General features: G+C 55.3%; 21 protein-coding genes. 15 read left to right on the forward strand and 6 right to left on the reverse strand.

Annotated elements, in window-relative coordinates:
- Positions 1-71: 71 nt before the first annotated feature.
- Both ATI45_RS09380 and oadA read left to right on the forward strand, forming a co-directional pair.
- A complete protein-coding gene (locus ATI45_RS09380; protein ID WP_098419256.1) occupies positions 72-1,487 on the forward strand; it encodes an acetyl-CoA carboxylase biotin carboxylase subunit in 1,416 nt (471 codons plus the stop codon).
- Positions 1,488-1,506: 19 nt separating this feature from the next.
- On the forward strand, positions 1,507-3,312 hold the full coding sequence (oadA, locus tag ATI45_RS09385) for a sodium-extruding oxaloacetate decarboxylase subunit alpha (protein WP_098419257.1): 1,806 nt from the start codon (positions 1,507-1,509) through the stop codon (positions 3,310-3,312).
- Positions 3,313-3,391: 79 nt separating this feature from the next.
- On the opposite strand, the gene rimO is transcribed toward oadA, so the two are convergent.
- Entirely contained in the window at positions 3,392-4,735 is a 1,344-nt protein-coding gene (gene rimO / locus ATI45_RS09390) for a 30S ribosomal protein S12 methylthiotransferase RimO (RefSeq protein WP_098419258.1), read from the reverse strand.
- Positions 4,736-4,972: 237 nt separating this feature from the next.
- Between rimO and ATI45_RS09395 the strand changes: the two genes are divergently transcribed.
- The 4 genes from ATI45_RS09395 (at position 4,973) to ATI45_RS09410 (ending at position 8,686) form a co-directional block, all read left to right on the forward strand.
- A complete protein-coding gene (locus tag ATI45_RS09395) occupies positions 4,973-5,380 on the forward strand; it encodes a PilZ domain-containing protein (protein WP_098419259.1) in 408 nt (135 codons plus the stop codon).
- Between the two features lie 99 nt (positions 5,381-5,479).
- Positions 5,480-6,505: a nucleoid-associated protein gene (locus tag ATI45_RS09400; protein WP_098419260.1), complete on the forward strand. Its 1,026-nt coding sequence runs from the start codon at positions 5,480-5,482 to the stop codon at positions 6,503-6,505.
- Positions 6,506-6,782: 277 nt separating this feature from the next.
- Positions 6,783-7,061 carry a hypothetical protein gene (locus tag ATI45_RS09405; protein ID WP_098419261.1) on the forward strand — a complete coding sequence of 93 codons (279 nt, stop codon included), beginning with the start codon at positions 6,783-6,785 and terminating at the stop codon, positions 7,059-7,061.
- Complete coding sequence (locus tag ATI45_RS09410; RefSeq protein WP_098419262.1) at positions 7,058-8,686, forward strand: NAD(P)/FAD-dependent oxidoreductase; 1,629 nt, start codon at positions 7,058-7,060, stop codon at positions 8,684-8,686. Before ATI45_RS09405 ends, ATI45_RS09410 begins: the two co-directional genes overlap by 4 nt.
- 225 nt (positions 8,687-8,911) lie before the next feature.
- Here the strand turns inward: ATI45_RS09410 and ATI45_RS09415 are convergent, their stop codons facing one another.
- Genes ATI45_RS09415 through ATI45_RS09425 form a run of 3 tightly spaced genes read right to left on the reverse strand, consistent with a single transcriptional unit; the run spans position 8,912 to position 10,978 of the window.
- A complete protein-coding gene (locus ATI45_RS09415) occupies positions 8,912-9,529 on the reverse strand; it encodes a TPM domain-containing protein (RefSeq protein ID WP_098419263.1) in 618 nt (205 codons plus the stop codon).
- 54 nt (positions 9,530-9,583) lie between these two features.
- Entirely contained in the window at positions 9,584-10,360 is a 777-nt protein-coding gene (locus ATI45_RS09420) for a TPM domain-containing protein (protein ID WP_098419264.1), read from the reverse strand.
- Positions 10,361-10,978: a LemA family protein gene (locus tag ATI45_RS09425; protein WP_098419265.1), complete on the reverse strand. Its 618-nt coding sequence runs from the start codon at positions 10,976-10,978 to the stop codon at positions 10,361-10,363.
- Positions 10,979-11,229: 251 nt separating this feature from the next.
- On the opposite strand from ATI45_RS09425, the gene miaB reads away from it, so the two are divergent.
- The 5 genes from miaB (at position 11,230) to lnt (ending at position 16,536) form a co-directional block, all read left to right on the forward strand.
- Entirely contained in the window at positions 11,230-12,576 is a 1,347-nt protein-coding gene (gene miaB / locus ATI45_RS09430; RefSeq protein WP_098419266.1) for a tRNA (N6-isopentenyl adenosine(37)-C2)-methylthiotransferase MiaB, read from the forward strand.
- Between the two features lie 80 nt (positions 12,577-12,656).
- Entirely contained in the window at positions 12,657-13,652 is a 996-nt protein-coding gene (locus tag ATI45_RS09435) for a PhoH family protein (protein WP_098419267.1), read from the forward strand.
- Positions 13,649-14,125: an rRNA maturation RNase YbeY gene (gene ybeY, locus ATI45_RS09440; RefSeq protein WP_098419268.1), complete on the forward strand. Its 477-nt coding sequence runs from the start codon at positions 13,649-13,651 to the stop codon at positions 14,123-14,125. Before ATI45_RS09435 ends, ybeY begins: the two co-directional genes overlap by 4 nt.
- Complete coding sequence (locus ATI45_RS09445; protein ID WP_098419269.1) at positions 14,122-14,973, forward strand: HlyC/CorC family transporter; 852 nt, start codon at positions 14,122-14,124, stop codon at positions 14,971-14,973. Before ybeY ends, ATI45_RS09445 begins: the two co-directional genes overlap by 4 nt.
- Positions 14,974-16,536: an apolipoprotein N-acyltransferase gene (gene lnt / locus ATI45_RS09450; RefSeq protein ID WP_098419270.1), complete on the forward strand. Its 1,563-nt coding sequence runs from the start codon at positions 14,974-14,976 to the stop codon at positions 16,534-16,536.
- Positions 16,537-16,545: 9 nt separating this feature from the next.
- Here the strand turns inward: lnt and ATI45_RS09455 are convergent, their stop codons facing one another.
- Complete coding sequence (locus tag ATI45_RS09455; RefSeq protein ID WP_098419271.1) at positions 16,546-17,094, reverse strand: zinc ribbon-containing protein; 549 nt, start codon at positions 17,092-17,094, stop codon at positions 16,546-16,548.
- A gap of 293 nt (positions 17,095-17,387) precedes the next feature.
- Here ATI45_RS09455 and leuS point away from each other — a divergent pair, with 293 nt between their 5' ends.
- The 4 genes from leuS to ATI45_RS09475 all read left to right on the forward strand — a co-directional run bounded on the left by leuS (position 17,388) and on the right by ATI45_RS09475 (position 21,974).
- Entirely contained in the window at positions 17,388-19,976 is a 2,589-nt protein-coding gene (leuS, locus tag ATI45_RS09460; RefSeq protein WP_098421706.1) for a leucine--tRNA ligase, read from the forward strand.
- Between the two features lies 1 nt (position 19,977).
- A complete protein-coding gene (gene lptE, locus ATI45_RS09465; protein ID WP_098419272.1) occupies positions 19,978-20,610 on the forward strand; it encodes an LPS assembly lipoprotein LptE in 633 nt (210 codons plus the stop codon).
- Positions 20,607-21,611 (forward strand): DNA polymerase III subunit delta, encoded by a 1,005-nt coding sequence (holA, locus tag ATI45_RS09470; RefSeq protein WP_098419273.1) that lies wholly within the window; start codon positions 20,607-20,609, stop codon positions 21,609-21,611. Before lptE ends, holA begins: the two co-directional genes overlap by 4 nt.
- A gap of 99 nt (positions 21,612-21,710) precedes the next feature.
- Positions 21,711-21,974, forward strand: coding sequence for a hypothetical protein (locus ATI45_RS09475; protein ID WP_098419274.1), 264 nt, complete (start codon positions 21,711-21,713; stop codon positions 21,972-21,974).
- 125 nt (positions 21,975-22,099) lie between these two features.
- Here the strand turns inward: ATI45_RS09475 and ATI45_RS09480 are convergent, their stop codons facing one another.
- Positions 22,100-23,896, reverse strand: a complete 1,797-nt coding sequence (locus ATI45_RS09480; RefSeq protein ID WP_098419275.1) for an acyl-CoA dehydrogenase C-terminal domain-containing protein — start codon at positions 23,894-23,896, stop codon at positions 22,100-22,102.
- Positions 23,897-23,985 lie beyond the last annotated feature (89 nt).

Below are 23,985 nucleotides of genomic sequence, written 5' to 3' on the forward strand. Positions count from 1 at the left end.
CGCTAATCTTTTTAAATGCGCCATTCGGGTGCTATTACCTTCATTAGGGACGAAGAAATGAGGAATCCCCCATGTTGAAGAAAGTACTCATCGCCAACCGCGGCGAAATTGCCGTCCGCATTGTGCGGGCCTGTGCGGAAATGGGGATACGCTCAGTCGCCATCTACACCGAGCCAGACCGTTACGGCCTGCACGTAAAGCGCGCCGACGAAGCCTATTCTTTGGGCGAAGACCCTTTGGCGGGCTATCTGGACCCAGCCCGCATCGTTAACCTTGCGGTAGAGACCGGCTGCGACGCCATTCACCCCGGTTACGGCTTTTTATCAGAAAACGCCAACTTTGCGCGCTTGTGCGAACAAAAAGGCGTGGCGTTTATCGGCCCAAAATCCGACGTTGTTCACAAAATGGGCGATAAAACCCAAGCTCGCGACAGCATGCGCGCCGCTGGCATACCCATCACCCCCGGCTCTGACGGCAATCTTGCAGATCTGGAGGAAGCCTTGAAACTGGCCAACGAGATTGGCTACCCGGTCATGGTGAAAGCCACCTCCGGCGGCGGCGGCCGGGGTATTCGCCGCTGCGACACCCCCCAGGAACTGACCGCCCAGTACCCGCGCGTCATTTCTGAGGCCACCAAGGCCTTTGGCTCTGCCGAAGTGTTTATGGAAAAATGCATTGTGAATCCGCGCCACATTGAGGTGCAGATACTGGCGGACAGCCACGGCAACGTTATTCACCTGTTCGAACGCGATTGTTCGATACAGCGACGTAACCAAAAACTGATTGAAATCGCACCCAGCCCGCAGCTTACGCCGGAACAACGACAGTACATTGGCGCCCTGGCCGTGCGGGCGGCCGAAGCCGTGGGCTACGAAAACGCCGGCACCGTGGAATTTTTGCTCGCCGGCAACGAAGTGCACTTCATGGAAATGAACACCCGGGTGCAGGTGGAACACACCATCACCGAGGCTATTACCGGTGTGGATATTGTGCGCGAGCAGCTTCGTATAGCCGCCGGCCTGCCCCTGAGTTATCGCCAGGAAGACATTCAGTTCCGCGGCTATGCGCTGCAATTTCGCATCAACGCGGAAGATCCGAAAAACGACTTTTTACCCAGCTTTGGCCGCATTACCCATTACTACGCACCCGGCGGCCCCGGCGTTCGAGTGGATACCGCCATCTACACCGGCTACGAAATTCCTCCCTACTACGATTCCATGTGCCTGAAGCTGGTGGTGTGGGCTCTGACCTGGGACGAAGTCATCGCCCGCGGCAAACGCGCCCTGGACGACATGCGCCTGCACGGCATCAAAACCACGGCCCAATATTACCAGCAGATTCTGGCGCATCCGGATTTTCGCGCTGGCAACTTTGACACCAGTTTTGTGCCCAGCCACCCGGAACTTTTGAAATATTCCACCAAACGCCATCCCAGTGCCATTGCGCTCGCCATTGCCGCCACCATCGCCGCGCACTCAGGCTGGTAATCCGCAGGAGAACAAGATCATGAGCCAAGCAAAACGAATTGAAGTAACCGACCTGATTCTGCGTGACGCGCACCAATCGCTGATTGCCACCCGCATGCGCACCGAAGACATGTTACCCATCTGCGGCAAACTGGACCAGGTAGGCTATTGGTCGCTGGAAGTCTGGGGCGGTGCCACCTTTGACGCCTGCGTGCGGTTTCTGAAAGAAGACCCTTGGGAGCGCCTGCGCCAGCTGCGCGACGCCCTGCCCAACACACGTCTGCAAATGCTGTTACGGGGCCAGAATCTGCTGGGCTATCGCCATTACGCGGACGACGTGGTCGAGGCCTTTGTGCAAAAAGCCGCTGACAACGGCGTCGACGTGTTTCGAGTGTTTGACGCCCTGAACGATCTGCGCAACATTGAAGTCGCCATGAAAGCGGTGAAAAAAGCCGGCAAGCACGCCCAGGGCACCATCTGCTACACCACCAGCCCGGTGCACACCGCAGAATTGTTCGTGCAGCAAGCCAAAGATATGCAAGCCATGGGCGCCGACTCCATCGCCATCAAGGATATGGCGGGACTGCTGACGCCTTACGGCACCTACGATCTGGTCAAAGCCATCAAGGCGAAAGTGGATCTGCCGCTGGTGATCCACAGCCACTCCACTTCTGGCCTGGCGCCTCTGTGCCAGCTCAAAGCCATTGAAGCCGGCGTAGACCGCATGGATACGGCCATTTCTTCGTTCGCCTCGGGCACCAGTCATCCGGCAACCGAATCCCAGGTGGCCGCGCTGAAAGGCACCGATTACGACACCGGCCTGGATTTGAATCTGCTGAGCGAAATCGCCGATTACTTCCGCGAAGTCCGCAAGAAGTACCAGCAGTTCGAAAGCGAGTTCACCCGCGAAGATGTATCGGTTCAGATTAATCAGGTGCCCGGCGGCATGATGTCCAACCTGGCCAACCAGCTCAAAGAACAGAATGCGCTGGACCGTATCCGCGAAGTGTTCGACGAAATTCCGCGGGTACGGGAAGACCTTGGTTTTCCGCCACTGGTTACGCCCACCTCACAGATTGTCGGTACCCAAGCGGTATACAACGTACTGGCCGGCCAGCGCTATAAAACCATCACCAACGAAGTAAAACGCTACCTGCAGGGTGGCTATGGTCGGCCGCCAGCGCCGGTGAACGCCGACCTGCGCAAAAAAGCCATTGGCAATAAAACCGTTGACGAAGGCCGCCCGGCCGATCACATCAGACCCGAAATGGACAAGCTGCGCAAAGACATTGGCGAACTGGCGCTCAACGAGGAAGACGTACTCACCTTCGCCATGTTCCCTGACCTTGGCCGCGAATTCCTGCAACAACGCAAAGACGGCACACTGGTACCGGAGGCCCTGTTGCCACCGGAAACAAGATCCCGTGATCGCCTGGTTACCGGTGTTGCCACTGAATTCCGCATTGAAGTGCACGGTGAAAGCTACGAAGTGGCCGTTACCGGCTCCGGCGAGTCGGGTGTGGGCAAGCGTAAGCTGTACCTCTCGCTCGATGGTATGCCGGAAGAAGTGGTGTTTGAATCCCTCAACGACTACGTGGCCGAAAACAGCAGCGGCCGTAAAAAGGCGTCCGCGCCCGGCCACGTCAGCACCGCCATGCCCGGCAATGTGGTCGAGGTTTTGGTGAAGGAAGGCGACACGGTGAGTGCCGGCCAAGCCGTACTGATCACCGAAGCGATGAAGATGGAAACCGAGGTGCACGCTGATATTGACGGCAAAATCGCGGCAATTTACGTCACGAAAGGCGACCGGGTAACCCCGGGTGAAATGCTGATCGACATTGTCTGATCGGCGCAAGATTTGGTTTGGATAAAAGCAAAAAGCCGCCCCTGAGATCAGAGGCGGCTTTTTTGGTTTCAATAAACGATCAGACCAGAGTCGCCCAAAGGTCATGCTCGTCAGCGTGCTCAACCACCGCCTGAACAATCTGCCCGGGCACCAAACCCGTGGCGTCATTCAGATACACCATGCCATCAATCTCTGGCGCGTCGGCTTTTGACCGCCCGATGGCGCCCTCTTCGTCTACTTCGTCAATCAGCACGTCAATGGTGGTGCCGATTTTCGCCTGCAAACGGGCGGCTGAAATTTCGGCCTGCTTGGTCATAAACCGCTCCAAGCGTTCTTCTTTGATATCTTCCGGCACGGCGCCTTCAATCTCGTTAGCCTTGGCTCCTTCAACCGCGCTGTAGGTGAATGCGCCCACGCGGTCCAGTTGCGCCTGGTCCAGCCAGTCCAACAGGTATTGAAAATCTTCTTCGGTTTCACCGGGGAAGCCCACAATAAAGGTGGAGCGAATGGTGAGTTCAGGGCAGATTTCCCGCCATTTACGAATGCGGTCCAGGGTTTTGCTGTCGTGTGCCGGGCGCTTCATGGCTTTCAGCACTTTCGGGCTGGCGTGCTGGAACGGAATGTCCAGATACGGAAGGATTTTTCCTTCGGCCATCAACGGAATAATATCGTCCACATGGGGATACGGGTACACATAGTGCAGGCGCACCCAAACGCCCATTTCGCCCAAGGCTTCGCACAGCGACTGCATTTTGGTTTTCAGCGGGCGCCCCTGCCAGAAACCGGTGCGGTACTTGGTGTCTACGCCGTAGGCCGAGGTGTCTTGGGAAATCACCAACAGCTCTTTAACGCCGGCGTCAACCAGCCGCTGGGCTTCGTCCATCACATCGCCAATGGGGCGGCTAACCAGGTCGCCACGCATAGACGGAATAATGCAGAAGGTGCAGCGATGATTGCAGCCTTCGGAGATTTTCAGGTAAGCGTAGTGCCGCGGCGTCAGTTTGATACCTTGGGGCGGCACCAGATCAGTAAACGGATCGTGCTTGCGGGTGGGCGGCACAAACTGGTGTACCGCACCGACCACTTCTTCATAGGCATGGGGGCCGGATACCGCCAGCACGCCGGGATGGGTTTCGCGGATTTTGTCTGCTTCCACGCCCATACAGCCGGTAACGATGACTTTGCCATTTTCATTGATGGCCTCGCCAATAGCGTCCAGTGACTCCTGTTTTGCCGCATCAATAAAACCGCAGGTGTTCACCACTACAATATCGGCGTCTTTATAGGTTGGCACTACGTCATACCCGTCCAACCTTAGCTGGGTAAGAATACGCTCGGAGTCTACCAGGGCCTTGGGGCAACCCAGACTGATAAAGCCAACTTTGCCGTTACTGGCCTTTGTGTTTTCGGTCTTTTCTATCATAGAGCGGTTCGTAGTTCCTGGTGCCGAGCGTATCAACGCAAATAAATGTAACCAGTATTTTACACCAGACGAGCGCGCCGCTACAGCAAAAGCCGAAACCTGTTCCATCTACAATGGATCATTCCAAGTGAAAATTTGTGAACATCCATCCGTAAAAAAGCGAATAATCTGCCACACTGTGAAACAAACGAATTTTAACCATATAATCATCAGACTGATTGAGCCCGACCACTGCCTATGAAATTCACATCTGCACAACCAAATCTACGCGATCAGCAACGGGTTGACGTTAAGGCCGATATCGTTCTTGAAAAGCCAGATGGTTGCCAGTGCAGTTGCACAACGACAAACTTGTCGCGTTCAGGTGTGATGGTATCGTGCAATCAATCGACGGCGAACCTTCTGGCGCAGGGCAACCGGGCGCTGGCGCCGGGAAACCCCATACCGGTGAAAGCCCGTTTTTCCGTGCCCATGCAACCGGCACAGCCGGTAATTATCGCCGCAGGTAATATTGTGCATTTTCGACGAATTGCCCAAGACCAGTTTCAGGTTGGCATTCAATTTGAAGAATTTGAAGGCGGTGGATGCGCTTGTGTTGACCACTATGTACGCAGTCTTCTTAATGATCGCGGCAAATCTGCCTGAAAGCCCCGAACTCCCCGCCAAAACCATTACAATACCCGGCCGCCTGAGCTGCAATCAGACTCGGCATTACTCGTTCACCAATCAGGGACCCGCTATTCCATGGCAATCAAATATCTTCGCACTGCTTTCGCCAGCCAATATCAGCCGGGGCAACCTGCACGCTTGCGCAGCGGCGAAGCTCTGGAAGAGCCCGGTGGCGATTACGAAAGCCTGCACAAGCAAATGAAACGCTTGTTCAACGCCAAACCCGGAAAGAAATTTGGCCGTTTCTCTGACGATATCGGCGAAAGCCCCTTCAGTAGCTGGCTGAAAGATTATCTGGAAGGCAAACAGGGCTTTGCGGCCATGAGCAGCCGGCTGTTCGATCAATGGCAGGAACTGCTCAGCGGCTGTCAGGAAGAGCATCACGGCCATTTGATGCTGGTGCACGAGGCCCTGGCGGATACAGAGGTTGCGTACTTGCTGGTTATAGAAGCAGACAGCGCCATGCGATTTGATGGCAACCAGGCGTTAGACGCCACCGACATTCTCAGCCTTTCACGGTTGAACCTGGCGCTGCGGATTGAGCTTACCGACTGGCAGCGTGATGGCGATGCCAGCAGCGACAGCAACTATCTGACGCTGGTACACGCCCGCGGCACCGCTGAGCCGGGTGAGCTGTTTATTCGCCTGTGCGGTTTTACCAATCAGGTAGATGTAGAAAAAGAGACCCTGACGTTTCTGGACGCGGTGGAAGCTTTCGCAAAAAACGAGCAGCCGGATAAAGCCGGCGAAGTGCGCAGCCGCGCCTATGAGTTCTGCAAGGAGCAGCACGCTCTGGGAGAGCCGGTGGCCATCGAGGCGTTATCGGGTTATCTGGATGAAGACCAACCTGAGCGTTTTCGCGAGTTCGCCAGTAAAACGACTGAGTTGCCGGAAAGCGGCGTGCTGCATCCGGATCATCGTAAGGTGAAGAAGCTGGTGCGGATTGGGGGATCGGGTGGTGGTATGAGCGTGTCGTTTTCTTCGGACTTGATGAATCAGGCGGTTTATTATGATCGCGACAAGGATTCTTTGACGATTACTCGTTTGCCTAAGGTTTTGCGGGAGCAGTTGCAGCGTTATCTTGATACTCGCGAGGATTAAATTGGTTTGGTTTGGGTTGGGTGGCTGAATCTTGGGGCTGAGCTTTGGTGGCTGGCCACGCGGCGGGGGGAGTCTTTTCTTATGGAAAAAGAACTCGCTGCGCTCAGACACCTTTTTCCTGCCAGAAAAGACTCCCCCCACCCCGCGACCGACTTAACCTTATAATTACGACCCCATAAATTTTAAAACTGATTAGATCGACTTTTATCTTTTTTAGGGAATTGGCCTGTTTCACTTATACTTATTTCTTTGAGCTGTTTATCAGCGGGCTTTTATTATGAATATCGATAAGGCAAAAAAGCGGATCGCGAAGCTGGTAAAGAAGGGCTTTGATGGCTATCCGTTGATTTCGTTGGAATACTTTGGAGAGACGTCGGGTTCCGCTACGAAAGTCGTTATTTCATTTGTTGCGGAGGAGAACGCAGAGCCTCAGAAGCAGGCATTCTCGAGCGATACTGACGCACGGAAAGACGAAGCGATTCAATCGACCCTGGTGAAGATTATTGAGCGATCTGACGTTAGAACGGTGATTGAAGTTGAGGGTGTTTCAAAATGATACGGCTGACGAATATTCAACTGGCGCTTGATCACGATGATCAGGCGATGACCAGCGCTGTATTGGATCGTTTATCAATCACGGCTGAAGATCTGGTCAGCGTTCACGTGCATAAGCGCGGATACGATGCTCGTAAAAAAACCAATATCGTGCTTATTTACACGCTCGATGTTGAGACAACACAAAACGAATCCCTGATCGAAAAATTTTCTGAACATCAGTTGGTTAAAGAAACTCCGGATATGAGCTACCAGTTCGTAGCGAACGCCCCGGCAGATTTACAGGAACGCCCGGTTGTCATCGGTTTTGGGCCCTGTGGTCTGTTGGCCGGATTGGTGCTGGCGCAGATGGGCTATAAGCCCATTATTCTGGATCGCGGCAAAGAGGTGCGTGAGCGTACGAAAGACACCTTTGGTTTTTGGCGCAAGAAAATTCTTAATACCGAGTCCAATGTGCAGTTTGGGGAAGGCGGAGCCGGAACGTTTTCTGACGGCAAGCTTTACAGCCAGGTAAAAGACCCGAATCACTACGGTCGTAAGGTATTAACCGAGTTTGTGGCGTCCGGAGCACCAGACGAGATCATGTTTGTCAGCAAGCCGCATATCGGCACTTTTCGGCTGGTGACCATGGTTGAGCAGATTCGCGCGAAAATTATTGAGCTGGGCGGCGAGATACGGTTCAGCGCCCGCGTTGATAACGTGCAGGTCGAAAACGGCCAGATGACCGGTGTGGTTCTAGCCGATGGCGAAGTGATCAAGTCTCGGCACATCGCTTTGGCGATTGGCCACAGTGCCCGCGATACTTTTCAGATGCTCTACGATAACAATGTGTATATCGAAGCCAAGCCGTTTTCTGTTGGCTTCCGCATCGAGCACCCGCAATCTGTCATTGATAAGGCGCGTTTTGGCAAAAATGTGGGCAACCCGATTCTGGGTGCCGCCGACTATAAACTGGTTCATCACTGTAAAAGTGGGCGCTCTGTGTACAGCTTTTGTATGTGCCCGGGTGGCACCGTGGTAGCCGCTGCATCGGAAGAGCATGGCGTGGTGACCAATGGTATGAGCCAGTACTCCCGTGCCGAGCGTAATGCCAACAGTGCGATTGTGGTGGGTATTGATCCGTCAGATTATCCGGGCAATCCATTGGCAGGGATCGATTTCCAGCGAACACTCGAACGTAATGCCTACGTGTTAGGTGGTTCCAACTACGATGCGCCAGCGCAGAAAGTCGGTAACTTTTTAAAAGGAACGTCCTCCGAGACGGTCGGCAGTGTAGTACCCTCTTTCCAGCCCGGCATCAAACTGACCGACTTGTCGAAAGCTCTGCCTGATTTTTGCATCGAGGCTATCCGCGAAGCTATTCCGGTTTTCAACAGAAAAATTAAAGGCTTTGCTTTGGAAGATGCGCTATTGACCGGTGTAGAAACCCGAACGTCTGCACCTATCTGCATAAAGCGCGGTAAAGATTTTCAGAGCATCAACACCCAAGGTTTGTACCCCGCCGGTGAAGGCGCAGGCTACGCCGGTGGCATTCTGTCGGCGGCCATAGACGGCATTAAAGTTGCCGAGGCTATGGCGCTTAGTATCAACAGCAGGCATCAAGAGTCTGCGTCAAAATACACTTGAAAGACTGAGCAGGTTTATCTTTCTGAACATTGGAGCTAGGCATTGAGGCTGGCCCCGCGGCGGGGGGAGTATTTTCTTATGGAAAAAGAACTCGCTGCGCTCAGACACCTTTTTCCTGCCAGAAAAGACTCCCCCCACCCCGTGGCCGATCAAGCACTGAGCTGCCGCTTTAATCTTTTTTTTCATTAATGCTTAAAGTCAAGCCAAAGTCTTTCAAACAAAAAGCTAAGACAATATCACCAGATGATTTGGCAGTTCATTTTTCTGATGGGTGGCTGGCACGTGAGCTTTCAGGTGCGTTCCGCAAGCTTCTATACAGGTGACAAAGCCCGCCAGGGTTTTGCCCTGTTTCACCTGCTCAGTGAAATCCGCAACGATGGCTTCCCAGGCGCTGTTGTCTATTTTGCTGGAAATGCCCTGATCCACCAAAATTTCGACGTAACGCTCGGCTTCAGAGACGAAAATCAGCATGCCCGTAGCGCCGGCTGTGTGGTGCAGGTTCTGTTCCAGAAACTGGCGCCGGGCCAGGTTTGAGGCGCGCCAGTAGCGCACGGAGCGGGGGATCAGTCGCCTATTTATGCCGGGTATCCGGAATATAAGACTGAGCACTATAAACACGCCCCACTGGCCAAGCAGCAACGTGTCTGCGGTCAGCCAGCCAGCAAAGTAGTTGACGATGCCAGGCGCCACAAGCGCAATCAGTCCGGCCCAAAGTAGCGGGATATAGGCGTAGTTATCGGCTTGTGCCGTCAGCACGGTTACTATCTCCGCGTCTGTTTCCTGCTCGACGGCGCTGATGGCGGCCGCGACCTGTTCCTGTTCTTGCTTGGTTAATAATGTCATGGGGTATCGCTTTTAAAGGGTTTGAGGGCGGTCTTGGTGATGCTTGCCGTGTATTTACCAGCCACCGGAGGCACCTCCGCCACCGAAGCCACCGCCTCCGCCGCCAAAGCCACCACCACCAAAACCGCCGCCTCCACGGCCGCCCATGCTGGCACCCAAGAGCGCGCCCCCTAAGAGCGCTGCGCCACTGCGCCCGCCACGACCGCGACCACCACCCACGAAGTAAATCACGGCCATAATGATCAGAAACAGCAGCGATACGAGGGACAGTTCCGGTTTTTCCTGACCAACGCCGGGTGTCTGGTCCGGCACGGCCAATGGCTCGCCTCCCAGAACTTGCACCATGGCGGCAGCGCCGTCGAGAACACCCTGCTCGAACCGCCCCTGCTTAAACGCAGGCGTTATAATCTGGTTTATAATGGTGGCCGAAGTCGCATCGGTAAGGCGCCCCTCCAAGCCATAGCCCACTTCTATCCGAATCTTGCGTTCCTGCTCGGCAATAATAAGCAAGGCGCCATTGTCATCGCCTTTCTGGCCAATGCCCCAATGCCGGCCCAGCTGATAACCATAGTCTTCTATGGCGTAGCCCTGCAGGTCAGGCACTGTGACCACCACGACCTGTTCTGTGGTTCCCTGTTCGTGGGCCTGCAGCATCTGGGTGATCTGGGATTCGGTGGACGGGCTCAGTATTTCAGCCTTGTCCACTACCCGACCACTCAGCTCCGGGAATACCGGCGCAGATTGAGCCGGAGCAGCTGTCACCGGCAAAACGATCAGGGCAAGCAACGCCGCGACGAAGCGGCACAAAGAATATCGAGAAGGAAACTGCATTTAAAACGTCACCTTGGGTGCTTCTTCGGCGTTTTCTGCGGTAGCTTTGAAGTTTTCACGCCGCTCCAGATCGCTATAAAGAATGCTGTGCCAGATCTTTCCGGGGAAGGTGCGAATTTCGGTGTTGAAACGTTCGACCGACTGAATAAAGTCGCGCCGGGCCACTGCTATCCGATTTTCGGTCCCTTCGAGCTGCGATTGCAACACGAGGAAGTTCTGGTTGGATTTCAAGTCCGGGTAACGTTCGGACACAGCCATCAATCGACTCAATGCGCTGCTAAGCTCGCCCTGCGCTTGTTGAAATTGCTGAAGCTTCTCGGGATTGTTCAGAATGCTTTCATCTACCTGAATGGAGGTTGCCTTGGAACGTGCCTCGATAACGGCCGTCAAGGTCTCTTTTTCCTGGGCAGCAAAGCCTTTGACAGTTTCCACCAGGTTAGGTATCAGATCGGCCCGGCGCTGATACTGATTTTCAACCTGTGACCAAGCAGCCTTAACGTTTTCGTCATAGGTGGGAATGTTGTTAATGCCGCAGCCGGTTAGCAGGAGCGCCAGCATCAGCAGCGCCGTCAGTTGCCACACTGAGCGTATGGGTGTATCGACTGGCCTTGTTTGCATAGTATCGGGAGTCTCTGGAGATGGACGAGGCGCTTGAGCTGGGGCCGCGAATACTGAAGAGGATCTCACATTCAGCCATTTCAAAACAGCCCGGCGGTTTCTGTGATTCTTACAGATTATCGAGACAAGGCTGGTTGCGGAATGATCGCCCCGTTATAATGCGTAGTTGCTCTTTTCAGAATGTTTCCGAAAGCTTCTTGTCCGAAAATCCTGACTACGGGCACCCAATACATCCAGTTGCGTTGAGACCCATGGCCAAAAAGTTATTCATCAAAACCCACGGCTGCCAGATGAATGAATACGATTCATCCCGCATGGCTGATCTGTTAAAAGTCGGTGAAGCGGTTGAAATGACCGACAGCCCGGAAGACGCTGATATTCTATTGTTGAATACCTGCTCCATTCGTGAAAAGGCCCAGGAAAAGGTGTTTCACCAGTTGGGTCGCTGGAAAAATCTCAAAAAGAACAAGCCGGGGCTGATCATCGGCGTTGGCGGTTGCGTGGCCAGTCAGGAAGGCCAGGCAATTATTGATCGCGCGCCGTTTGTGGATATGGTTTTCGGCCCGCAAACCCTTCACCGTCTGCCGGATATGATTACCGAAGTTCGGGTTAAGGGTAACGGCGTTGGCGTGGTGGACGTCAGCTTCCCGGAAATTGAAAAATTCGACAACCTGCCAGACCCCGGCGCCAATGGCCCGTCTGCGTTTGTGTCGATTATGGAAGGCTGCAGCAAGTACTGCACATTTTGCGTGGTGCCCTACACCCGCGGCGAAGAGGTCAGCCGGCCGGCGGACGATGTGATTGCGGAAGTGGCGCATTTGGCCTCACAGAACGTGCGCGAGATTAACCTTCTGGGCCAGAACGTAAACGCCTACCGTGGCGACACCCACGATGGTGATGTGATGGATTTGGCGGAGCTGATCACGCTGATCGCCACCATTGACGGCATCGACCGCATTCGCTACACCACCTCGCACCCGGTGGAGTTCACTGATGCGTTGATTGACGTGTACGAGCAAGTACCGGAACTGGTTAGCCACCTGCACTTGCCTGTTCAAAGCGGCTCTGATCGCATACTCTCGGCCATGAAGCGCGGTCATACGGCACTCGAGTACAAATCCAAACTTCGCCGCCTGCGCAAAATCCGGCCGGACATCAGTTTTTCTTCGGACTTCATCATTGGTTTTCCCGGTGAAACCGAGAAAGATTTTGAAGACACTATGAAGCTGATCAACGACATTGGTTTTGATATGTCGTTCAGCTTCGTTTACAGCGCCCGCCCCGGCACTCCGGCGTCAGATTTGCCGGATGATACGGAGATGGTGGTGAAGAAGCAGCGTCTGAAGATTCTGCAGGATCGTATCAACCAGACGGTTATGGATATCAGCCGCAAGATGGTGGGTACAACTCAGCGCATTTTGGTAACCGGGCTGTCGAAGAAGGATCCGGGCGAGTTTTCAGGGCGCACGGAGAACAACCGCATCGTCAATTTCCGCCATGAGAATCCGGCGGTCATCGGGCACTTTATCGATGTTGAGATTGTAGAGGCTTATTCGAACTCTTTGCGCGGTTTGCCGGTGAATTCTGAATTGTACTGATAGAATTCACCCATCACCGATAGCAGCAAAATCTAAAGACACTCCCCTGCTAAACGACAAGGGAGTAAAACGGAGAGCACTTGGACACCAACGATTCCAGACAATTTGATTTGTACCCAATTGATCAGCGCCGTTTAACGACCCTTTGCGGCCAGTTTGACGAAAACCTGAAACAGGTTGAGCGTCGCCTGCAGGTTTCTATTAGCCGCCGAGGGCACCACTTCCGCGTTCAAGGTGCGACCGAAAATGTGGCAGCCGCCACTGAGGTTGTGCGGCACATGTATCGGGAAACAGAAGCCACCGAGGATCTTACGCCAGAGACCGTGCATCTGTATATTCGCGAAACCGGGTTTGAGCGGTTGCCAGAAGAGGTGCCGTTTGACGGTTCAGTCACCATTATCAAAACCCCGAAGCTGACGGCTAAACCCCGTGGTGCCAACCAGCAGCGGTATGTGCACAATATTCGCACCCACGACATTAACTTTGGCATTGGGCCAGCGGGCACGGGTAAAACCTGGCTGGCGGTGGCTTGTGCGGTGGAAGCATTAAAAGACGAGCAGGTTAAACGCATTCTGCTGGTGCGCCCGGCGGTGGAAGCCGGTGAAAAATTGGGTTTCCTGCCCGGCGATCTGGCACAGAAGGTTGACCCATACCTGCGCCCGCTGTACGACGCTCTCTATGAGATGCTGGGCTTCGAACACGTAACGCGTCTGATTGAAAAAAGCGTGATCGAGATTGCACCGCTGGCGTTTATGCGCGGGCGCACACTCAACAACTCGTTCATCATTCTGGACGAAAGCCAAAACACCACCCGCGAGCAGATGAAGATGTTCCTGACCCGCATCGGCTTTGGCTCTACTGCGGTGATTACCGGGGACACTACCCAGATTGACCTGCCCCGCGGCCAGAATTCAGGGTTGATTCACGCCGCCACGGTACTGAACAACGTCGCCGGGATAAGTTTTATTCGGTTTGAATCGAAAGACGTGGTTCGCCATCCGCTGGTTCAGCGTATTGTTGAAGCCTACGGTGCTATTAACGATGGCAACGATCGCAACGGCGAAAACGAGCGGTGAACATCGTTACACTGGACTTACAGTTAGCCAGCGATGCGGCGGATATCCCGCCGGAAGACCAACTACGGCAATGGGCCCAGTTGGCCTGGCAGGGCGATGAACCAACCGAAGTGACCATTCGTATCGTTAATGAATCTGAAATGCAGGCGCTGAATTTACAGTACCGCGAAAAAGATAAACCGACGAACGTCTTGTCCTTTCCGTTTGAAGCGCCCGCCGGTTTAAACATTCCATTAGCGGGTGACCTGGTTATTTGCGCGCCAGTAGTTGCACAAGAAGCCCGGGAGCAGTACAAAGACACTCACGCCCATTGGGCGCACATGGTTATTCATGGCATGCTGCATCTGCAGAGCTACGACCACATCGACGATAACGAGGCAGAGGAAATGGAAGGCCTCGAAATACGTCTGTTGGCGCAGATCGGCATTGCCAATCCTTACGACCACGCAGAGGTAACCGAAAAAGACTCATGAGCGATGATCACTCGAGTCGCAGCCAGGGTAGCAGTAACAAATCTTGGCTGGAGCGTATATCACAGGCCTTTTCCAGCGGGCCAGAATCTGTAGAGGACGTGCTGGAAATTCTACGCGATGCCGAAGCCCAGGAAATCATCGACACCGATGCCATGAGCATCATCGAAGGTGCGATGCAGGTTCTGGACATGCGCGTTGAAGAAATCATGATTCCCCGCTCGCAAATGATCACGGTGAAAGCCAACCAGGACCCCCGTGAATTCCTTGGTGAAATCATCTCCTCCGCTCACAGCCGTTTTCCGGTGATTGGCGATAACCCGGATGACGTCATTGGGGTGCTGCTGGCCAAAGACCTGCTGCCCCTCGCGATGGATGGCGAGCTGGACTGGAATCATATCCGCGAAATTCTGCGACCGCCCAATTTTGTGCCCGAGAGCAAGCGCTTGAACCAGCTGCTCAAGGAGTTTAAAGAAAATCGTAACCATATGGCGATGGTGGTCGACGAGTACGGCGGTACCGCCGGGCTGGTCACCATTGAGGACGTTCTGGAGCAGATTGTGGGCGAAATCGAAGACGAGCACGACTTCGACGAAGAAACCCACATCAAAGCCCACGGCGATGATAGCTGGGCGGTGAAAGCCGTAACCCCCATTGATGACTTTAACGAAGCCTTCAGCGCCAGTTTCGACGAAGAAGAATTCGACACCATTGGCGGCCTGGTTCTCAAAGAATTCGGACACCTGCCAAGGCGCGGTGAAAAGGTTGAATTCGGCGGCTTGCGCTTTACCATCGCCAACGCCGACAACCGTGTTATTCGCTTATTACAGGTTACCCGCAGTGAGTCGTAAGTGAACCACAGTAGCAACCAACGCCCCGCCAGCATTCCCTCTGCCGTCACCCGCTCACTGTCAGCCAACCGCTGGCTGGGAGCCGTGCTGCTGTTGATTGCCGGCGGGCTGCAAACCTTGACCTTTGCGCCCTACTATTTATGGTGGCTGGGGCCTGTTTCCATATTGCTGATTCTGTTGGTGTGCGTGCCTCTGGTTTCCGGCCAGCTGTTTCGCGCCGGTTGGCTTACCGGTTTAGGGCTATTCGCCAGCGGCGCCAGCTGGGTGTACGTCAGCATCAGCCAATACGGCAATACCAGTCAGTGGATCGCCATTTTACTTACGGCACTGTTTGTAGCCGGTCTGGCGTTGGTTCACGGCCTGGCGTTCTGGTTTTGGGGCAGGCTCGCGCGCTACAGTGCGGTACGCCGGCTGTTGCTGTTTCCGGCCATCTGGATTTTGGCCGACTGGATCCGCGGCTGGTTGTTGACCGGCTTTCCCTGGTTGTATTTGGGCACCGCACACACCGACGGGCCGCTGGCCGGGTTGGCGCCCATAGGCGGGGTGCATCTAGTTACTCTGGCCATAATAACCACCGCCGTTGCCGCCTATGGCGCACTCTGGCTGATACTGCAAACGCGACATACCCTGGCCGCCACGGTGGTGGTCGCGGGGCTATTGCCCTGGCTGATTGCCCCTGCCCTGAACCGCGCCGACTGGACGACCCTGGCACAAGAGCCCACCTCGGTGGCCGCCATGCAGGGCAATATTCCCCAGCAGATCAAGTGGGACCCGGAGTTTCTGAAGGACCAGATTGTGGCGTATCTGGGCATGACCGAAGACCACTGGAACACCGACATCATTTTATGGCCGGAAACCGCCATTCCTATCCCCCAGGATAAAGCCGGCAAAATCATTGACCATATTAACGAACGCCTGGGCGAGAACAGCACGCTGATTACCGGCATACCCTGGTACGGCTTCAGCGAGCGCTCGGAGGGCTTCACCTTCCACAACAGTATTACCGCGCTGGGCGCAGGCGAAGGCATTTATCACAAACAGAAACTGGTGCCATTTGGCGAGTACGTGCCGCTGGAGAAATATCTGCGCGGGCTGATCGGTTTTTTTGATTTGCCTATGTCCAGCTTTACGCCAGGCCCAAAAAACCAATCGGCTCTGACGGCTAATGGGCTGCGGATAATGCCGTTTATCTGCTACGAAGTGGCCTATCCGGATTTTCTGGCGCGCAACGCGTACAACACCGATCTTCTGCTGACCATCAGCAACGACGGCTGGTTTGGTGATTCCATCGGGCCGTTGCAGCACCTGCAACTGGCCCGAATGCGAGCCTTGGAAACCGGCCGCTATATGCTGCGCGGCACCAACAACGGCGTCACCGCGATCATCAATAATAAAGGCCAGATAACCGAACGCATTCCTCAGTTCGAGCGCGCCGTTATGACCGGCGAGGTCTACCGTGCAAGCGGCAGTACGCCTTACATGGTGACGTCATCCTGGCCGGTGCTGACATTTGCGCTCATCCTGATCGTTTTTGTACGCGAGCGAGTTATACCAAAGCCCTAGGGCAACAAATCAACTTTCCTTAATTGGCCAGCGACTGGTCACCCGCTCGTAATAGTGCGACCCGCAGGCCTCGCAGGGTTGCAGATGGCTGGTGGAAGTCAGGCACAGCATGTGCTCGCAGTTCAGGCAGCGGAACATGCCCGCGGTGGCCACTTCGCCGGAGATATACTGCCCGGCCTCGTGGCTTTCCAGCTTCTGGCGCAGTGCCAGTGTATCCACCATCGTCTGGTCAGCAACCGACAGCAGGCGCTCGGTCAGCCGTTGCTCCAGCATCGACAAATCCAGCTGCAACCACTCCGCCAGGCCTTCTCCGGTCTCCCCCACAAAGTTCAGCAGATGCTCCAGGTCCCGCTGCAGGTAAGCACCCAGCAGGCTAAGCTCATCACGAGTCATTTCCTGCAGTTCCTGCTCGGCTTCAATCGCTTTGTCGATTTCCTCTTCCAGGGTTTCCATCGAGGTTTCCTGCACCGTACGCAGGCGGCTCTGTACCTGCTCCAGCATACGGTCGTAGGCCTCAAGGGCTTTTCCAGATAGCTGATTACGTTCGGGTTCGGTCATGGGCGTTTCCTTGTGGTTTGCTAATAACTTTGAGGGGCCTGGCATTTCAGGACACACTGAAAATGCAACACTGCCACCAGTTTCGGTGTTAGATCACTGGCGCTCCCCTATCTCATCATCATGGCACACTATTTCAAGATTGGCAGCGGGTGCCTCTGAAGCTGATGAGCGTTTCGGCCGCGTGCGCCACCACCAGAACGACGGGCAGACTACCTGTTACCGCCCGTGTGCGTTAGAATAACTGCCCGCTGCGAACATCATATTGATACAGGGTAACTTTGGTAATGGCAGGTATGGACGAGCAATACAATCCCCGTGACGTAGAACAGACCGCCCGCGATTTTTGGGCTGATAACAACACGTTTACGGTGAGAGAAGAACCGGGCAAACCCAAATACTACTGCCTGTCTATGTTCCCCTACCCCAGCGGCAAGCTGCACATGGGCCACGTTCGCAACTACACCATCGGCGACGTCATCTCCCGCTACCAGCGCATGCTGGGCAAAAACGTCATGCAGCCTATGGGCTGGGACGCGTTTGGCCTGCCTGCGGAAAATGCCGCCATTGCCAATAAGACTGCGCCCGCCAAGTGGACTTATTCCAATATTGAATACATGAAAAACCAGCTCAAACAGCTGGGATTCGGCTACGACTGGAGCCGCGAACTGGCCACCTGCAAGCCGGATTATTATCGCTGGGAACAGTGGTTTTTTGCCCGCCTATATGAAAAAGGCCTGGTGTACAAAAAAATGGCCACCGTGAACTGGGACCCGGTCGATCAGACCGTTCTGGCTAACGAGCAAGTTGTTGATGGCCGCGGCTGGCGCTCCGGCGCGCTGGTGGAAAAGAAAGCCATACCCCAGTGGTTTATCCGCATTACCGATTATGCCGAACAACTGCTGAACGACATGGACGATATGGATGGCTGGCCAGAACAGGTCAAGACCATGCAGCGTAACTGGATTGGCAAATCCGTGGGTACCGAACTCACCTTTCCTTTAAAAGGCAGCGACGAGGGCCTGACGGTTTATACCACCCGTCCAGATACCCTGATGGGCGTCACCTACATGGCGATCGCCGCAGAACATCCATTGGCCAAAGCTTCCGCCGAGCGCCATCCAGACGTTGCCCGTTTTGTAGATGAGTGCCGCAACAGCAAAACCGCGGAAGCCGACATGGCGACCATGGAGAAAAAAGGCATAGATACCGGTTTCAAGGTCGTGCACCCGCTGACCCAGGAAGACATTCCGGTGTGGATCGCCAACTTTGTACTGACCGATTACGGCACCGGTGCCTTGATGGCCGTTCCCGGCCACGATGAGCGCGACCACGAATTTGCCTTGAAGTACCGCTTGCCGATCAAACAGGTGATCTCCGCCAGCGACAAACCCGATATGGACGTACAGGAAAAAGCCTTCACCGAAAAAGGCGTTCTGGTGTCGTCTGGCAAATACAGCGGCATGACCAGCGATGAAGCCTTCGAGGCCATCGCCGACCATCTGGAACACACAGGAATTGGCAAACGCACCATAAACTATCGCCTGCGCGATTGGGGCGTATCGCGCCAGCGCTACTGGGGCGCGCCGATTCCGATGATGACTCTGGAAGACGGCAGCCAACGCCCGGTTCCAGACGACCAGCTTCCGGTATTGTTGCCCGAAGACGTCGAAATGACCGGCGTACAGTCCCCGATTAAAGCGGACCCAGAGTGGGCCAAAACCACTTTTGAGGGCCAGCCTGCCACCCGCGAAACCGACACCTTTGACACCTTCATGGAGTCGTCTTGGTACTATGCCCGCTTCTGCAGCCCCAACTACGACAAAGGCATGCTAGACCCGGCCGCCGCCAATTACTGGCTGCCGGTAGATCAGTACATCGGTGGCATTGAACACGCCATACTGCACTTGTTGTACGCCCGCTTCTTCCATAAGCTTCTGCGCGACGTGGGCCTGGTCACCAGCTCCGAGCCGTTCAAGCAACTGCTGACCCAGGGCATGGTGCTGGCAGAAACCTATTCCCGCGAAAACGCCAAAGGCGGCACCGTTTGGATTCCACCCACCGACGTGATCGCCGAACGCGATGACAAAGGCCAGGTAACCGGCTACGTCCATAAAGACGACGGCCAGCCGGTGCAGGCCGGTGGCGTGACCAAGATGTCCAAGTCGAAAAACAACGGCATTGACCCGCAGTCGATCATCGACGCCCACGGCGCCGATACCGTACGCCTGTTTATGATGTTCGCGGCACCCCCCGAGCAGTCTCTCGAGTGGTCAGACAGCGGCGTTGAAGGCGCCCACCGTTTTCTTAAACGCCTGTGGCGGCTGGTGAATGAGCAAGTTGCCAGCACCGACACAGTGCCTGCTATAGACGTCTCGGCGCTGGATGATGGCCAGAAGAACCTGCGCCGCAAAACCCATGAAACCATTGTCAAAGTGAGCGACGACATCAGCCGCCGGCTGACCTTCAACACCGCCATTGCGGCGGTAATGGAACTGCTGAACGACGTCAGCAAGCTCAACAACAGCGAACCCCAAACCCGCGCCGTGCGCCAGGAAGCCCTGGAAACCGCGGTAATGATGCTGTCGCCGATTGTGCCCCACGTCTGCCACAGCTTGTGGCAATCGCTCGGCCACAACGAGCCGGTGGTCGATGCACGCTGGCCGGTAGCCGACGAAAGCGCCATGGTGCGCAGTGAAATCCAGATTGTGCTGCAGGTGAACGGTAAAGTGCGCTCCAAGGTAGACGTGCCGGCAGACATCAGCAAAGCTGACCTAGAGACGCTGGCCCTAAAAAACGACAACGTGATGCGCTTCACCGAAGGCAACACCGTGCGCAAGGTAATTGTTGTGCCCGGCAAACTGGTTAACGTGGTGGCTAACTGATATGACCCAACGGCAGCCCGCATCGCAACGAACACCGGCCTTGGCGCGCAGTGCTCTGCTGACTCTTGGCCTGTTGGCAACGGCCAGCGGTTGCGGTTTCCAACTTCGCGGTGTAGCACCGGTTTCTGCTGCGCTACAACCACTGGCTTTGCAGTGCGCCAGTGATGTACCCATAAACCTGTGTCAGTCAGTTCGTCAACAGCTGACTCTGGGCGACGTGGATGTTCGTGAAGCCGACGCTGCCGATTATATACTTGCGATCGGCCAGTACACCGAAGACCGTCGTGCCAGTGCCATTACGATTAACGCGGGTGCGGCAGAATACACCCTGCGCCAGTCGGTCAGCATCAACCTGATCAGTCGCGATAAGGTGCCCTTGATTGCAGACACCCGCCTGAATGCCAGCGAAAGCTATCGCTATGACGAAACCAACGTACTGGCCAAGCAGCGGGAAGAACGGACCTTGCAAAAACAGCTGCAAGAGAGGCTGGCCCAGCAAATTATTTTCCGTCTGGCACCTCTGACCCAAGCGCGTATCGATGTCCTACGTGAACAGTATCAGGATGCTACCGGCAACTCTGTGGAAAGCCCCGAAGCGGAACCGGCGGCCATGGCGCCTGTTCCAGCCCCATGAAAACCACACCGGCGCAGCTGCCCCAAAGCCTCAAGAAAGGCCTGGCGCCGGTGTACCTGGTATCCGGTGACCAGCCGCTTCTGGTGCAGGAATGCTGCGACCAGATTCGCAAAGTCGCCCGCGACCAGGGCTTTGCCGACCGGCTAACCTTTCACGCCGACAACCATTTTGACTGGAACATCGTGGCCGATGAATTCAGCGCCATGTCGCTGTTCGCTGAAAAACGCCGCATCGAAGTGCACTTACCCACAGGTAAGCTGGGTGACGGCCGCGCCGTGATGGAACGAATACTGGCGCAACCGGCAGACGACATCGTGCTGCTGCTGATCAGCGCCCGTCTGGACGCCGCTGAAACCCGCCGTAAGTGGTACAAAGACCTTCAAGGCAAAGGCCTGCACGTGCCGGTGTGGCCGGTAGACGCTGACAAATTTGCCGGCTGGTTACAACAGCGCGCCGCCAGCCGCGGCCTGACCCTCACCCGCGACGCTCTGGCAATACTGGCAGAGCGGCTGGAAGGCAATCTATTGGCCGCCAGCCAAGAACTGGAGCGCCTGGCGCTGTTCAGCAAAGGCGCTACCATTGACGAAGGCCTGGTTGAGCAGGCTGTGCAGGATAGCTCGCGTTTTAATGGCTTTGAGCTAGTCAGCGAGCTACTGACGGGAAACGCCCCGCACGCCTGTAAAATGATCGGCGTATTACAGCAGGAAGGCGAAAACCCCCTTGGCTTGCTCACTGTGCTGGCACGGGACATTCACCTGCTACTGGAACTGAAAGCCCCCGGGCAAAACACCGCGCCTGCGGCTTTTTTCAAAAAACGCGGCGTGTTCCAGCCACAGCGGGCAAAGGCGCTGGAGCAGGCGGCAAAGCGCCTCAACCGTGCCCAACTGAACAACGCCATTCACCTGTGCAGCGAAGTGGATCGTGCCGCCAAAGGCTTTGACCCACTGGGCCCCTGGCACTATTTAAGAGACATGTCCGCGCTGCTGGCCAGCAGATCCTGACGTAGATCAAACCGGCTTCGCTGCAGTACATCACACGCTTGAAAATTCCCGCCTTCCGGCGCATTGTTAAGTCATCAACAACGCAAGGAGCAGTGAAATATGGGACTTCAAAAAGAACTGAAAGCGCTGCCAGAAAAGATCAGACAATACCGCGATGAAGCGCGCGTGCAGCTCCATCTGGCACGTCAAGATGTCAAAGACGAATATGATAATCTGGAACAGGAGTGGGATCGATTCAAAGGCAAGTTTGATCACGCACTGGATGACGCAACCGAGGTTTCCACCGAAGCGCTGTTAACAGTGCAGGTTATGGGTGAAGACCTGAAGAAGGGTTATAAGAACATTCGCGATAAGATGAAGTAACACGCAGTAGAGCTTAGTAGAGTCCAGGCGTTTGATAACCCATAAAAAAAGCAGGCTCAGAAGCCTGCTTTTTTCGTTTAACGTCGACAGAAACGGATAAGAATTCTCTTATCAGAACTCTCTCATCAGAACTCTTCAGCCGTTAACGCCATCATCGAATCACTGCCGCTACGAATACCTTCCGCCAACGACACAGTTTTTGGCAACAGGCGATCATAGTAGAAACGCGCTGTTTTCAACTTGCCGGTATAGAAACCCGAGGTGTCACCCTCGGATTTCGCTGCGGCGGCTTTCACCATGCGGGCCCACATATAAGCCAGAGCGGTCAGGCCAAACAGGTCCAGATAATCTACCGAGGCCGCGCCTACAGCGTCAGGAGTTTCTGCTGCCTGATTGATCACGTGCTCGGTTACGTCGGACAGACGCTCAAGAGCGGCGGCCAATGGCTCCAGATAAGGGCGCAGGCTTTGTTCGTCGCTGTTTTCCTCAACGAACGCCGCTACGTCCTGGGCGAACAGTTCGTAAAGCTTGCCCTGGCTGCCCACAACCTTACGGCCCATCAGATCCAGCGCCTGGATGCCGTTGGTGCCTTCGTAAATCTGGGTAATGCGGCAATCGCGCACTAACTGCTCCTGCCCCCATTCGCGGATAAAGCCATGGCCACCCAAAACCTGTTGGCCAATAATGCAGACGTCCAGGCCGCGGTCGGTCAGAAAAGCCTTGGCCACCGGGGTCAGCAAAGACACCATGCCCTCGGCGTGGGTGCGGCGCTCCTGCTCGCTGTCGTCGGCGTATTTGGCAACATCCAGCCATTGCGCCACGTAGGTAGAAAAAGCCCGACCGCCTTCCACATAGCCTTTCATGGTCAGCAGCATGCGGCGAACATCCGGGTGCACCAGAATCGGATCGGCGGCTTTTTCAGGCTGCTGCGCTCCGGTGGGCGCACGGCTTTGAAGTCGGTCTTTGGCGTATTCACGGGCAGTTTGCAACGATGCTTCAGCCGCGCCCAGACCCTGGACGCCAACGCCCAGGCGCTCATAGTTCATCATGGTGAACATGGCGTTCAAACCTTTGTTTTCTTCACCTACCAGCCAGCCTTTGGCTGCATCGTAGTTCATCACACAAGTAGCTGAACCTTTGATACCCATTTTCTTTTCGATGGAGCCGCAGGTGACCGGGTTGCGATCACCCAGGGAGCCGTCGCCATTCACCAGAAACTTTGGCACCAGAAACATGGATATGCCCTTGGGGCCTTTAGGCGCGCCCGGAAGCTTGGCCAGCACCAGGTGAACAATGTTCTCCGCCATGTCGTGCTCGCCCCAAGTGATGAAGATCTTGGTGCCGGTGACGGCGAAGGAGCCGTCATCGTTGGGCTCGGCTTTGGTGCGGATGATGCCCAGATCGGTGCCGGCGTGGGGCTCGGTCAAATCCATCGCGCCACTCCAAACACCGGAGTACAGTTTCGGCAAATACATTTCTTTCAATTCATCGCTGCCGTGAGCATCCAGCGCCAGGCAGGCTCCGGCTGTGAGCATAGGCGCCAGGCCGAACGCCATGTTGGCGCCCTGCAGCATTTCCTCAAACTGGGACACCAGAGTTTTTGGCATACCCATGCCACCTTGCTCCGGGTTGCCACCCAGGCCGTTCCAGCCGCCGTCAACGATGGTCTGGTAGGCTTCTTTGAAACCGTCCGGACTGGTAACACCCTCAGCCGTCCATTTGCAGCCCTGCTCATCGCCTTCGCGATTCAACGGTGCCAGCACGGCACTGGTGATTTTGCCGGCTTCTTCCAAAATGGCGTCGGCGGTGTCAGGGTCTACATTTTCTGCTACTTTTGGCAGCGACGCCCACAGTGCGGGGGCATCGAATACTTCATTCAAAACAAAACGCATTTCACGTAAGGGTGCCTGATAATCGGCCATTAACAACTCTCCAACATTCAGTAACAGTCTGTCTGGTCAGGACGCGATCCGATGGAAAAAAGCCGGTGCCCCTGTCTGTACGTGTGTCC

The organism is Marinobacter sp. LV10MA510-1 (genome assembly GCF_002563885.1).
Taxonomy (GTDB): Bacteria; Pseudomonadota; Gammaproteobacteria; order Pseudomonadales; family Oleiphilaceae; genus Marinobacter.